The organism is Paenibacillus caseinilyticus (genome assembly GCF_027533645.1).
Classification (GTDB): domain Bacteria; phylum Bacillota; class Bacilli; order Paenibacillales; family NBRC-103111; genus Paenibacillus_G; species Paenibacillus_G caseinilyticus.
The window spans coordinates 67,835-80,849 of the sequence record NZ_JAQAGY010000016.1; the positions used below are offsets into that span (position 1 = coordinate 67,835).

10 protein-coding genes and 1 tRNA gene are annotated in these 13,015 nt (G+C 58.4%); 9 read left to right on the plus strand and 2 right to left on the minus strand.

Going from position 1 to position 13,015, the window contains the following annotated elements:
- The first annotated feature begins 87 nt into the window (after positions 1-87).
- Together O9H32_RS21680 and O9H32_RS21685 are read left to right on the plus strand one after the other, a co-directional pair.
- On the plus strand, positions 88-768 hold the full coding sequence (locus O9H32_RS21680) for a YceI family protein (protein ID WP_269868219.1): 681 nt from the start codon (positions 88-90) through the stop codon (positions 766-768).
- Between the two features lie 336 nt (positions 769-1,104).
- A complete protein-coding gene (locus tag O9H32_RS21685; protein ID WP_269868220.1) occupies positions 1,105-2,625 on the plus strand; it encodes an extracellular solute-binding protein in 1,521 nt (506 codons plus the stop codon).
- A 200-nt stretch (positions 2,626-2,825) separates the two neighbouring features.
- On the opposite strand, the gene gluQRS is transcribed toward O9H32_RS21685, so the two are convergent.
- Together gluQRS and O9H32_RS21695 are read right to left on the minus strand one after the other, a co-directional pair.
- Positions 2,826-3,791 carry a tRNA glutamyl-Q(34) synthetase GluQRS gene (gene gluQRS, locus O9H32_RS21690; protein ID WP_269868221.1) on the minus strand — a complete coding sequence of 322 codons (966 nt, stop codon included), beginning with the start codon at positions 3,789-3,791 and terminating at the stop codon, positions 2,826-2,828.
- A gap of 143 nt (positions 3,792-3,934) precedes the next feature.
- A tRNA-Asp gene (locus O9H32_RS21695) sits at positions 3,935-4,011 on the minus strand.
- 424 nt (positions 4,012-4,435) lie between these two features.
- Here O9H32_RS21695 and O9H32_RS21700 point away from each other — a divergent pair.
- The 7 genes from O9H32_RS21700 to O9H32_RS21730 all read left to right on the plus strand — a co-directional run bounded on the left by O9H32_RS21700 (position 4,436) and on the right by O9H32_RS21730 (position 12,984).
- Positions 4,436-4,882, plus strand: a complete 447-nt coding sequence (locus O9H32_RS21700) for a DUF1641 domain-containing protein (RefSeq protein WP_269868222.1) — start codon at positions 4,436-4,438, stop codon at positions 4,880-4,882.
- Positions 4,883-4,913: 31 nt separating this feature from the next.
- The gene (locus O9H32_RS21705) at positions 4,914-6,092 is read left to right on the plus strand and encodes an NAD(P)/FAD-dependent oxidoreductase (RefSeq protein WP_269868223.1); all 1,179 of its coding nucleotides are present in this window, start codon (positions 4,914-4,916) and stop codon (positions 6,090-6,092) included.
- Positions 6,093-6,458: 366 nt separating this feature from the next.
- Positions 6,459-7,925: an HD-GYP domain-containing protein gene (locus O9H32_RS21710; RefSeq protein ID WP_269868224.1), complete on the plus strand. Its 1,467-nt coding sequence runs from the start codon at positions 6,459-6,461 to the stop codon at positions 7,923-7,925.
- Positions 7,926-7,991: 66 nt separating this feature from the next.
- Positions 7,992-8,558, plus strand: a complete 567-nt coding sequence (locus tag O9H32_RS21715) for a glycerol-3-phosphate responsive antiterminator (RefSeq protein WP_269868225.1) — start codon at positions 7,992-7,994, stop codon at positions 8,556-8,558.
- Between the two features lie 195 nt (positions 8,559-8,753).
- Entirely contained in the window at positions 8,754-9,575 is an 822-nt protein-coding gene (locus O9H32_RS21720) for an MIP/aquaporin family protein (RefSeq protein WP_269868226.1), read from the plus strand.
- A 69-nt stretch (positions 9,576-9,644) separates the two neighbouring features.
- The gene (glpK, locus tag O9H32_RS21725) at positions 9,645-11,138 is read left to right on the plus strand and encodes a glycerol kinase GlpK (RefSeq protein ID WP_269868227.1); all 1,494 of its coding nucleotides are present in this window, start codon (positions 9,645-9,647) and stop codon (positions 11,136-11,138) included.
- Between the two features lie 205 nt (positions 11,139-11,343).
- Positions 11,344-12,984, plus strand: a complete 1,641-nt coding sequence (locus O9H32_RS21730; RefSeq protein ID WP_269868298.1) for a glycerol-3-phosphate dehydrogenase/oxidase — start codon at positions 11,344-11,346, stop codon at positions 12,982-12,984.
- Positions 12,985-13,015 lie beyond the last annotated feature (31 nt).

The following is a 13,015-nucleotide window of genomic DNA, read 5'->3' on the forward strand; positions in this document are numbered from 1 at the left end:
TTTTTTAACCTGTTACACTACGCAACGTAGTGTAAATTGACTCATACATTCTATCCGTTCCATCCATACCCTAAGGAGGTTTCTATCATGAAACAAAAAATGATCGCTTTATCCGCCGGTGTTATCGTTGTTCTAGTCGGGGCGTATGCCGCTTATGATTACTTTGCCGGGAATCATGTAACCGTTCAGGAAGTCATACCGGCCAGCGCTTCGGTACAGGGGCCGGGAGGCAAGGCCGTGGAGGCGGGCAAGCTCAATGGGCAGTGGAACATCCAGCCGGAGTCCAAGGTTTATTTCTCCGTTACGACCTCGAAGGAGACGGTTAACTTTGAGAGCGGGAACGTGGAAGGGCAGTGGACACTCAATATTGCCGATCCGTCGAAGAATGCGGCGAGCGCGGCGCTGGATATTGCCAAGGTCCAGTCGGGCAATGCGACAAGGGACAGCCATGTGGCCGGAGAGAAGTTCCTGAACGCCGCTGCCTTCCCTAAGGCCGAATTCAAGGCAAAGTCGTTCAGCGGCCTGCCGAAGGAGTGGAAGGAAGGCGAGAAGGTCAGCTTCGAGCTTCCGGGAACATTGACGGTCAAGGGAATTGCGAAGGACGTGACGTTCAAAAGCGACGCCCTCTACAGCGACGGTACGATTAAAATGGAGGGCAGCTCGGTTGTAACCTTCGATGATTTCGGGCTGAAGAACCCGCACGCCGTAGTGGTTGATACGGAGAATAACATCAAGCTGCAGCTGCGGCTGGTGCTTGCGCAGAAGTAAGCGCACCGGAGCGAAGCCACAGCCATCAAGCAGAGAGAACGCTGCACAATGCAAGCTGTCTCCAAGCACAGACGCCTAACGCAGGCGCCGGGCCTCCCGGCGCTCTTTTCTGTTGTACGGGTTGTGCGGCGAGTATCATTGGATTGGATTGCAGCAGGACTGGCCTCTTGTGCCCCTATTCCCCGTCGGCGCCGCATCCCCCCCAAGCGCCGGGAACCCGCGCCGCATCTGGTTCTTTCAGTATCCAATCTCCTGATTATTTACGTAATTCCCCCCTTGGCACTATAGTTAGGGCATGTAAATTCAATAGCCTACCAGAGATCAGGGGGAGTATCCATGAACCACCGTTTGAAAGCGCTTGTATTATCGTCTCTGGCCGTGTCGCTTGCAGCCGGCTGTTCGAACTCGGCCGGAACGCAGCAGCCGGCCGCATCGGGTGGAACGGAAGCGAAGAAAGGCCCTACGCCGATTACGATGATGGCTAACCTGCATACGCCGGAGGTGCCCAATCCCGAGATCGAGAAGATGATCGAAGAGAAGACAGGCACCGACCTGACGATCCAGTGGGTGCCGGACGGCAGCTATGACGAGAAGCTCAATGCCGCATTTGCAACCGGTACGCTTCCGCAGGCGGTCTTCCTGCGCAATCAGACCTCGCTCGTTACGCTGAGGGATGCTTTCCGGAATAATCAATTTTGGGAGATCGGGCCGTACTTGAAGGATTATCCGAACCTGAAGAACCTGGATCCTAAGATTTTGAACAATACCTCCGTAGACGGAAAAGTGTATACGCTTTATCAGGAAAGGCCTTGGTCCCGTCAAGGGGTCATCTATCGTAAAGATTGGGCGGACGCCCTCGGTCTCGCCGCTCCCAAAACGATTGATGATTTGTACAAGATGGCGAAAGCGTTTACGGAGAACGATCCGGACAAGAACGGCAAGAAAGATACGATCGGCATCACCGACCGCAATGACCTCATCTACGGCGCATTCAAGACGGTATCGTCATACTTCGGCACGCCGAACAATTGGGGCGTGAAGGATGATGCGATCTATCCGGAATTCGAAGATCCGGCTTACCTGGAGACGATGAAGTGGTTCCAGGGGCTGTTCAAGGACGGAGCGATCAACAAGGATTTCCCGGTGACAAGCAAGACGGACCAGCAGAACCTGTTCACCACAGGCAAGGCCGGCATCTATATCGGATCGCTGCCGGATGTGCTGACGCTGCATCAGAAGCTCGCTGCAGTGAATCCGAACGCGGTGCTTGAAGTGGCGAACCGCATCGAAGGACCGAAGGGTCCCGGCATCTGGGCGCTCCCGGGGTTCGTCTCCGGCGTCATCTTCCCCAAATCGGCCGTGAAGACGGAAGCGGAGCTGAAGGACATCCTGGCTTACTTCGACAAGCTCATGGTTCCGGAGACGGCGAATCTGCTCTTCTTCGGCCAGGAAGGCAAGCACTATACGATCCAGGACGGCAAAGCGATGATCACAAACGACCTGAAGCTGTGGGAGCGCGATGTGAAGCCGTACCAGGCGATGCAGATCGGCGGCGAGAGCACGGTCAAGATGCTGACCTCCGGCTTCACGCTGCCGGTGCGGACGAAGGCCGAGGAGCTCGTGAAGGAGAACGAGAAATTCCTGATCCACGATCCGACGCTGCCGCTCGACTCCAAGACTTACACGGAGAAGGGATCGCGCCTGCAGGAGATCATCAAGGATGCCAGCTACAAGTTCATGCTGGGCAGCATCGACGAAGCCGGCTTCAAGAAGGAAGTGGAGCGGTGGAAGAAGGAAGGCGGAGCGAAGATCATCGAGGAATTCACCGCTTCGTATAAAGCTGTGAACAAGAAGTAGGCCGCGGCGTCAGCCAGCAGAGCGAAGAGCAGCAGGGACCTTCTCCCTGCTGCTCTTCGTCTGCTGTGCAAAGGGATGGCGGTTAGGTTCGGCCCTCGGTCCGAAGTTCCACTATGTGCAGAGTAAGGATGGGCAGCCCGGCACCATGCCGCCAGCGCTGCAGGGGGGAACAGGATAAGCTGCGGTCTGCGCGAATCCCCTCAGGCGCCCGCGGACAGCCGCGTCCAGAGCCCGGGCGGGATGCGGACCGGCTCCTTCGGCAGCCGCGACGGTTCGAAGCAGGCGACGAGCTCCTGCGCCGAGGCAGGCTCGGGGCGGTCCAGCAGCCCCGCGAGGTGCGCGAGCGATCCGAGCAGCCGCTGGGGCGGCAGACCGGCAGAGCGCAGGGCCGCCAGCGACAGGCTGCGGTCGCGCTTCGACAGCCGGCTGCCGTCCGGTGCGCAGAGCAGCGGCACGTGATGGTACGCGGGCGGCTGCAGGCCAAGCGCCTCGCAGAGGAGCAGCTGCCTTGGCGTGGAGTCGAGCAGATCGGCGCCGCGGAGCACATCGGTGATGCCCATCGCGGCATCGTCCACGGTCACGGCCAGCTGGTAGCTGTACAGGCCGTCCGCCCGCTGCACGACGAAATCGCCGAGGCTCCCGGCGGGAATCCGCTGCTCCCCCGCCAGGCCGTCGGTGAAGGCCGAGTCGCGCGCCGGCACCGCGAAGCGGAGGGAGGGCGCCTTGCGGGCGGTCCGCCGCTGCCGCTCCGCTTCCGTGAGGTGCCGGCAGCGTCCGGGATAGGCGGCTCCTTCGGAGGCCAGCCCATGCGGGGCCCGGGCCACGGCCGACAGCTCGGCGCGGCTGCAGTAGCAGGGGTACAGCCAGCCGCCGCCGGCGAGGCTGCGTGCAGCCTCCGCATAGGCAGCGAGACGTCCGCTCTGCTCGTACGGCGCCGAGGGACCGGATGAGCCGGGACCTTCGTCCCAATCGAGGCCGAGCCAGATCAGGTCCTGCACCAGCTGCGCTTTGTACTCCGGACGGCAGCGGGGCGTGTCGATGTCTTCGATGCGCAGCACGAAAGAGCCCCCGGCCTTCCGGATCTGGAGCCAGGCCAGCAGGGCGGTGAAGGCATTGCCGATATGAAGAAGCCCCGAAGGCGTCGGGGCGAAACGTCCGCGTCTCATCTATCATCACCTCGGGCAGAAGTAAGGGCAGGGAGAAGAAGCTGGAGAAGGAGGCCTAGGTATAGCAAAAAGGCAGGAATAAATTCCTGCCCGGTTCGTTATACTGTGAAATGAAGCATGCCGGAGTGAACCGGAAAATAAAATGGCGGAGCCGACGGGATTCGAACCCGCGGTCTCCTGCGTGACAGGCAGGCATGTTAGGCCTCTACACCACGGCTCCGCGTTTAGAAATGTCCGTGTTTCTTTTGGACAAGGAGTATCATAGCATAACATGGGAATTCTGGCAATAGCCAATAGCCCGGCCTCCTTTTATGAGCACGAATACCTATTCTTTCTTCCAGGCTGGTCTGCTGCTATACCTCACATGTTCATGAAATGTTCACATTCGTCGAACCATGGCGTTTCTCTCCTAAACTTTCCGGGAGTATAATAGGAGGTACATAGGGTTCCGTACCGGCCTGCTCCTCCACCTCCATCATCTACGGGATGAAGAGAGGATCCCTTAGGCGAATACAGACGAACAAGATGGAATGGCGAAGCAGTCCCATCCTTGTGAAAAATGTAACAATTCTAACGGGTATTAGGAAGAGAACAGGTAACGCGATACCGGGGGCTACTATTTCCAAGCATAGGAGGACGTTACTATGTCAGAGACATCCAAACAAGCGCTGCTGGATAACCCAGGCGCTGAAGTTCAGCCGGCTGTACGCGAGCAGCTCGACGTGCTTGATCAACTGATGAAGCCCGAGGTTCAAGAGTCCTTGACCGTCCTGGTCGAGAATCTGCCGAAGCTCGCAGAGATGGTTACGCTGCTCACCAAAACGTATGATATTGTACAGAATGTGGTGACAGACAAGGTTCTGATCGAAGATATCAAGGGCGGCGTGGAAGAATTCGTGAAGCCGATCGGCGAGAAAGCGAAAGGCCTGGCGGCAGCGGCGATTGAAGCCAACGACCGTACCCAGGTTGAAGCATCCACGGTAGGCCTCTTCGGCATCCTGAAGATGCTCAAGGATCCTCAGGTACAGAAGACCCTGCGCTTTGCACAGGCATTTCTTGAAGTTGTTGGCGAGAAGAATCAGCAGCGCTAATATCGTTTGAAACGAGGACGGGAGGATACGTATGTCGAAGCAAATTTTGATCCTGGGCGGCGGTTATGGCGGCCTGCTCAGCGCCACGACGCTGCGTAAGTACATGTCGGCGGAAGAAGCAACCATTACGGTGATCAACAAGACACCTGCGCACCAAATCATTACTGAACTGCACCGCCTCGCGGCAGGCAATGTGGTAGAGAAGAATGTCGCTCTGCCGCTGGAGAAGCTGCTGCGCGGGCAGGAAGTCGATCTGCGGATCGACGCGGTAGAGAAGATCGAGCTCGAGCAGAAGCAGGTGCTTCTCGCGAGCGGCAAGACGCTCTCCTACGATATTCTGGTGATTGCGCTCGGCAGCGAGACGGCTTACTTCGGTATCCCGGGTCTGCAGGAGCACAGCTTCACGCTGAAGTCGGTTGCGGACGCGAACCGTCTGCGCACCCATGTGGAAGCGCGCATCGATGCTTATGCCAAGTCGAAGGACAAAGCGGACGCGACCTTCGTCGTGGGCGGCGGCGGTCTGACGGGCATCGAGCTTGTGGGCGAATTCGCCGACATGCTGCCTGAGCTGTGCCGCAAGAAGGGCGTAGACTTTAACGACATCTCCATTTACTGTGTCGAAGCAGGTCCGTCGATTCTGGCCGGCTTTGCTCCAGAGCTTGTGGAGCGTGCGCAGACTTCCCTGGCGAAGCGCGGCGTACAGTTCCTGACCGGTGTAGCCATCACCGAGATGACGGCTACGACCGTTCACCTCAAGGACGGCAGCGCGATCGATACGAATACGCTGGTATGGACCGGCGGCGTGCAGGGTAATTCCGTTGTCGCGGGCTGCGGCATCGAAGTGAACCGCGGCCGTGCAACGGTGACGGAAGGACTGCAGTCCACTTCCCACCCGGATGTGTTCCTCGCCGGTGACTCCGCTGTCGTGTTCGGCAGCGAAGGCCGCCCGTATCCTCCGACGGCACAACTTGCTTGGCAGATGGGCGAGACGATTGGCTACAACATCTTCGCTTACCTGAACGGCGCTCCGATGGATCCGTTCACACCGGTATTCTCCGGTACGCTGGCAAGCCTGGGCCGCAAAGATGCGATCGGTACGATCGGTGCGAACCAGACCCGCCTGAAGGGGCTCCCTGCCTCGATGATGAAGGAAGCGAGCAACATGCGCTACCTGTCGCACATCAAAGGCCTCTTTACCCTCGCTTACTAAGAGCGGGCAGCGTCCTTATTCATCATTCGTTAGTCCAAAGAGGTACTCGATAAGGGTGCCTCTTTTTCTCCCGGAACCAAACGCTGCCGCCTCTCTCAGAGAGCCGGTGGCGTTTTTTAATAACTCAGAGGACAGCGTATCTGTTTCCCAGTTAGTGGGGAACGGGTATTTTTCTAAATACTAGAACTTATATCTCACCAGAGCTAGCTCGATCCTGTAATCTTGTATTTCTTATAAACGCGCGTCGTCCTTTAAAGTACGGCGAAGCCGTTTATCTCGTTTGTTGTTCCCTTTTAGGTCTTTGTGACTTATGATAAAGAGAAGAATTAGGTCATAAGTCATAATGATGGGAGTGCGGAGACTTCTATGATATACCGCCCATGGTTTGGTCCTGCTGCAGCGATGCTTCTTCCTTATCTGCTCTTCGAAGCCGTCCGCCGAAGCCCTGATCTCGATACCGAGCTGCCCATGCCGCATGGGCATTTCTATATTGTTTCTTCCGTCTCTCTGCTGGCAGCACTGATTGCTGTAGCCGTCTGGGCCGCTGGGCTGCGAATGCGCAACATACAGGTGAATTTCCTGGCGTTGTCGTTCTTGTCCCTGGCCGGCGTATTCTCGGTGCATGGACTCTCCACCCCGAATCTCCTTCTAGGAATAACCCACCTGCCCGGCGTGACGGCTCCCCTCAGCGTCGCTTTGGCCACCGGCTGGTTGTGGATGTCTTCCCTGCCGGGGGACCATGCCTCGGTAAGGCTCCTCTCCAGATTCCAGGGGATACTGCTGCCACTTTGGACCGCCTTCCTGCTCGTTTGCGGGACCTTCGGTATGATGCACCCCCATCTGATTGATGTGCTGCCGCTCAACGTACACCCGTTTAATATCCTGGCGGCCGTCCTCGTGACCCTATTCAATGGGATTACGATGTTCCGGTATTACCGCTCGTATCTTTATTCGCGCTTCCCGCTGCAGCTTGCAATCGTATACAGCTGCGGATGGCTGGTTGGCTCGCAGTGGATTATGGTGCTCGGCGAGCCCTGGCGTCTCAGTTGGTGGATGTACCACTTCCTGCTGCTCGCATCGATGTTCGCTATGGTCTGCGGGCTCTTGAAGCAGTATACGGCGAGCAGCCAGTCGCTGGTGGGAGCGGTACGCTCCCTCTTCACGAACGATCCTGTCGAGCGGATCACCAGTGCGCTGTCTCCGAGCGTCAAGGCACTGATGGTGGCGACGGAGAAGAAGGACAGCTATACGGCCGGCCATAACTTCCGCGTGACGCTCTATGCTATCCAGCTTGCACAGGAACTGAAGCTCGGTCCCGATCTGCTGCGGGCGGTAGCACAGGGCACCATCATCCATGACGTGGGCAAAATCCACGTGCCCGATGACATTCTCGGTAAGCCGGGCCGTCTGACGCCCGAGGAGCGGCTGGTCATCGAAACCCACCCCGTCAAGGGATACGACATGTGCCGCAGCCTCGGCTTTCGTCTGGAGGAGCTTCAGGTCATCCGTTCCCACCATGAGAAGTGGGACGGCAGCGGTTATCCGGACCGGCTGCAGCGCGAGGAGATTCCGCTGCTCGCCCGGATTGTGGCGGTAGCGGATGTGTACGATGCGCTGACCTCCCAACGCGCCTACCGGCAGGCGATGAGCCATGCGGAAGCGCTGTGCTTCCTCCGGCAGAACAGCGGAAGCCATTTTGACCCGCAGTGCATTGCGGCTTGGGAGAGCCTGTGTTCCCGCCATCCCGAGAGATATCCTTATACGGCGGAGGTACCGTCCGGTAAGCCGGCTCCGGTTGTTCGTTATAATGAATATACGCCTGCCGCAAGATGAATATTGCCAGAACGCCCTTCTTTGGGTATGGTAGGAAGACCTGCAGAAGGGCGGAGGGAGATCCTTATGGCGTTTCACGGGCAGAAGATTCTGCCGGCGGCCAAGACGATGAAGCAGTTCGAGCGAATGCTGGACAGCTCTTACGAATACGGCGTGTTCCTTGACACGCATGTGGGGCAGCTGAAGAGCATCTACGCCTTAGCGCGGAGCCATGGCAAGAAGATGTTCCTGCATGCGGACCTGATCCAGGGGCTGAAGAGCGATGAATACGCGGCGGAGTATCTGTGCCAGGATATTAAGCCGTACGGCTTGATTTCGACCAAAACCAGTGTCATCCTGAAAGCGAAGCAAAAAGGGATCCAAGCGATTCAGCGGATCTTCCTGCTCGATACGATAGCCCTCGAGAAGAGCTTCACGCTCCTGGAGAAGACGAAGCCGGATTATATCGAGGTGCTGCCGGGCGGCATGCCTTCGATTATCGCTGAAGTCCAGCAGCGCAGCGGCATTCCGATCTTCGCGGGCGGGCTGATCCGTACCGTCGATGATGTGGAGCGGGCCCTGGAAGCCGGGGCCACGGCAGTGACCACTTCGAACGAAGCGTTGTTCAAATATTATAATGGCCGATCCTCATGAAGAAGAAAGTCTTCTTCATGAAAACTTCATATTGACATCGCTTACATCCCGTATTATGATGTCACTAAGTTAATAACCGTGACGGAGACTTAGAGAGCCACAACATCGCATCCTCTGCTTGCAGGAGGATCTTTGTTGGGGCTCTCTTTTTCTTTGGCAGCGGATGATGGACTTATATTAGAGGAGGATGAGTTCATGGTACCATGGCTTGGAGAACTGATCGGCACGATGATTCTGATTACGCTGGGTGCCGGTGTCTGCGCAGGGGTGTCACTGAAGAAGTCGTTCGCGAATAACGGAGGATGGATGGTTATTACCATGGGGTGGGGGATGGGGGTAGCCTTCGCCGTGTATGCTGTCGGATCGGTCAGCGGGGCGCATTTGAATCCGGCGGTAACGCTGGCGCTGGCCGTCAAGGGGGACTTTGACTGGGCGCTCGTGCCGGCTTACCTGCTCGCCCAGATGGCAGGCGCCATGCTGGGGGCGGCAATGGTCTATCTGCAGTACCTGCCGCACTGGAAAGAGACGGAAGATGCGGGGACGAAGCTCGGTGTATTCGCTACAGGCCCTGCGGTGGATCATCCGTTCTCCAATCTGCTCAGCGAGATGATCGGCACATTTATTTTTATCGTAGCGCTCCTGGCTCTCGGGGCCAATAAGTTCACCGAAGGACTGAATCCGCTGCTCGTCGGTTTCCTGGTGGTGAGTATCGGGTTGTCGCTGGGCGGAACGACAGGCTACGCGATCAACCCGGCAAGAGACCTCGGGCCGCGTCTTGCGCACTTCCTGCTGCCGATCGCCGGCAAAGGTCCGTCGAACTGGAGGTATGCCTGGATCCCCGTGGCAGGGCCGCTGCTCGGCGGAATGCTCGGTGCGGTGTTCTACCAGGCGTTCTTCGAAGGAAGCATGCCGCCGCTCTTCTGGTATATTGTGGGGGCCTGCCTCCTCGTTCTTCTCGTTACATACCGCATGGGACTGAAGCGCATCGGCCGCATGCCGAATAAGGCCGCCGCCTAACAGGCCCGGCAGACGCTTCTCGCCATCATTCCATATACTTAAATTAAGAACCCTTGGGAGGAACCAACGATGGAACAACAATATATTCTTTCATTAGATCAGGGCACGACGAGCTCGCGAGCCATTCTGTTCAATAAGAACGGAGATATCGTCCACACGGCGCAGCATGAATTCCCGCAGTACTTCCCGCAGCCGGGCTGGGTTGAGCACAATCCGCAGGAGATCTGGAGCTCGATTCTGGCTGTCATCGCCTCCTGCTTGTCGGAATCGGGGGTGAAGCCCCAGCAGATCGCAGGCATCGGGATCACGAACCAGCGGGAGACCGCTGTGGTCTGGGAGCGTGAGACGGGCAGACCGGTCTACAATGCGATCGTATGGCAGTCCCGCCAGACGGCAGGCATCTGCGACGAGCTCAAGGCCAAGGGGCTGAACGACCTGTTCCATGACAAAACCGGCCTGCTCATCGACGCTTATTTCTCTGGCACCAAAGTGAAGTGGATTCTCGATCACGTAGAGGGCGCCAGGGAGAAGGCGGAGCGCGGCGAGCTGCTGTTCGGCACGATCGATACCTGGCTGATCTGGAAGCTCTCGGGCGGCCGGGTGCATGTGACGGACTACTCCAACGCCTCCCGTACCCTTATGTATAACATTCACGAACTGAAGTGGGACGACGAGCTGCTCGAGATTCTAGCCGTACCGAAGACGATGCTTCCCGAGGTGCGTCCCTCGTCCGAGGTGTACGGCACTACGGTCGATTACCATTTCTTCGGCTGCGAAGTTCCAATTGCAGGTGCGGCGGGCGACCAGCAGGCCGCTCTCTTCGGGCAGGCATGCTATACGCAGGGCATGGTCAAGAACACGTACGGCACAGGCTGCTTCATGCTGATGAACACCGGCGAGAAGCTCGTGAACTCGTCCCACGGCCTGCTGACGACGATAGCCTGGGGCTTGAACGGCAAAGTGGAATACGCGCTGGAGGGCAGCATCTTCGTGGCAGGGTCGGCCATCCAGTGGCTGCGCGACGGCCTGCGGATGTTCCGCAGCGCCAAGGACAGCGAGAGTTATGCGTCCCGGGTGGAGAGCACAGACGGTGTTTATGTCGTGCCGGCGTTCGTCGGGCTCGGCAGCCCGTATTGGGACAGCGAGGTGCGCGGCGCGGTGTTCGGACTCACCCGCGGCACCTCGAAGGAGCACTTCATCCGTGCGACCCTGGAGTCGCTGGCTTACCAGACGAGAGATGTGCTGACGGCGATGGAGGAGGACTCCGGGATTCGGCTGCAGACGCTCCGGGTGGACGGCGGCGCCGTCACCAACAACTTCCTGATGCAGTTCCAGAGCGATATCGTGGGCATTGAAGTGGAGCGGCCGGTGATTAATGAGACGACGGCGCTCGGTGCCGCTTACTTGGCCGGCCTTGCCGTAGGGTACTGGACCAGCCAGGACGAGATCTGCGAGAAGTGGCAGGTGGATTCCCGCTTCGAGCCTTCCATGGAGGAAGAACGCAGGGAGAAGCTGTACGGAGGCTGGAAAAAAGCCGTTTCTGCAGCCATGGCTTTTAAATAATCCGTAAGTGTGGTAAGATGAAAGCAAGTTAATACTCTGTCAGGAGAATCGGAGAGACTACGTTACAGCATGGCTGAATGATTTCAGCCCCATGCATGTTTCGTAGTCTCTTTTTTTGTACCCTTTTCTCCGGAACAAGACCTTGGGAGGTTTTCGCGTGGAACATTTCTTTTCGAGCAAAAGCAGAGGGGATCGATTACGGGAGATGGCATCAGAGCCGCTGGATGTGCTGGTTGTCGGGGGAGGCATCACCGGATCGGGGATTGCGCTGGATGCCGTATCGCGCGGGATGAAGACCGCCTTGGTGGAGATGCAGGACTTTGCCGCGGGCACGTCTTCCCGGTCGACCAAGCTGGTGCACGGGGGACTGAGGTACCTGAAGCAGCTGGAGGTGAAGATGGTGGCGGAGGTCGGCAAGGAACGGGCTATCGTATATGAGAATGGTCCGCATGTCACTACGCCGGAGTGGATGCTGCTGCCTATGCACAAGGGAGGTACCTTCGGGAAGTTCACCACGTCGATCGCGCTGCGGATGTACGACTATCTGGCCGGTGTCAAGCGCGGCGAGCGCCGCAAGATGCTGACGGCCCTGGAGACGCTCCGCAAAGAGCCGCTCCTGAAGAACCAGGGGCTGAGGGGGGGCGGCTATTACGTCGAGTACCGGACCGATGATGCCCGGCTGACGATCGAGGTGCTGAAGGAAGCGGTAAGCCGCGGCGCACAGGCGGTGAACTATGCCAAGGTGGAGCGGTTCCTGTACGAAGGGGGCCGGGCGGTAGGCGCGCATATCGTCGACGGCGAGAGCGGACAGGGCTATGATGTGTACGCGAGACGGATCGTCAATGCCGCAGGGCCTTGGGTCGATACGCTGCGGGAGAAAGACGGCTCGAAGAAAGGCAAGACCCTGCAGCTTACGAAGGGCGTACACCTGGTGATCGACCAGAAGCGCTTCCCTTTGCAGCAGGCGGTCTACTTCGATACGCCGGACGGCCGTATGGTGTTCGCCATTCCGCGGGACGGCAAGACGTATGTGGGAACGACGGATACCGTCTTCCAAGCCGACATTGCCCACCCGCGGATGACTGCAGCGGACCGCACTTATATCATTGAGGCTATCAACTACATGTTCCCGGGCGTCGGCATTACGGTACGCGATGTGGAATCGAGCTGGGCCGGTGTCCGCCCGCTGATCCACGAAGAGGGCAAGGACCCCTCCGAGATCTCCCGCAAGGACGAGGTCTGGGAATCCGACTCGGGTCTGATCACGATTGCCGGCGGCAAACTGACAGGCTACCGCAAAATGGCGGAGATGGTCGTCGATCTCGTGGCGGACCGGTTGTCTGCGGAGGGCCGGGGGAGCTTCGGGACGAGCATTACGAAGCACATGCCGATATCCGGCGGCGCCGTAGGCGGTTCCGCCGGATTCCCGGGGTTCGTGCAGAGCCAAGCGGAGTTCGGCGCAGGACTTGGCCTGCCGCGGGAGACGGCGTCCGCCTGGGCCCGCATGTACGGCTCCAATGCCGGCCGTCTCTTCGAGATGGCGAAGGCGCACCGCGCCGAGGCCGAGTCGAGCGGGCTCCCGCTGGACGTGTATGTGCCGCTGCTCTACGCCATGGAGGAAGAGATGGCCTTGCGGCCTGTCGATTTCTTCATCCGCCGCACGGGCGCCTTGTTCTTCAATATCGGGTGGGTGACGAAGTGGAAGGGGCCGGTCACTGACGTCATGGCACGCCGGCTGCAGTGGTCGGCCGATCAGAAGGAGAGGTGTGCTGCGGAACTGGAGAAGCATCTGCACGATGCGGTCATCCCGGAGGATGAGGAGAACCGGCGGAAGTTTGCGATCTGAACCTATCCGCCCATCTCCATATTTTACTAAA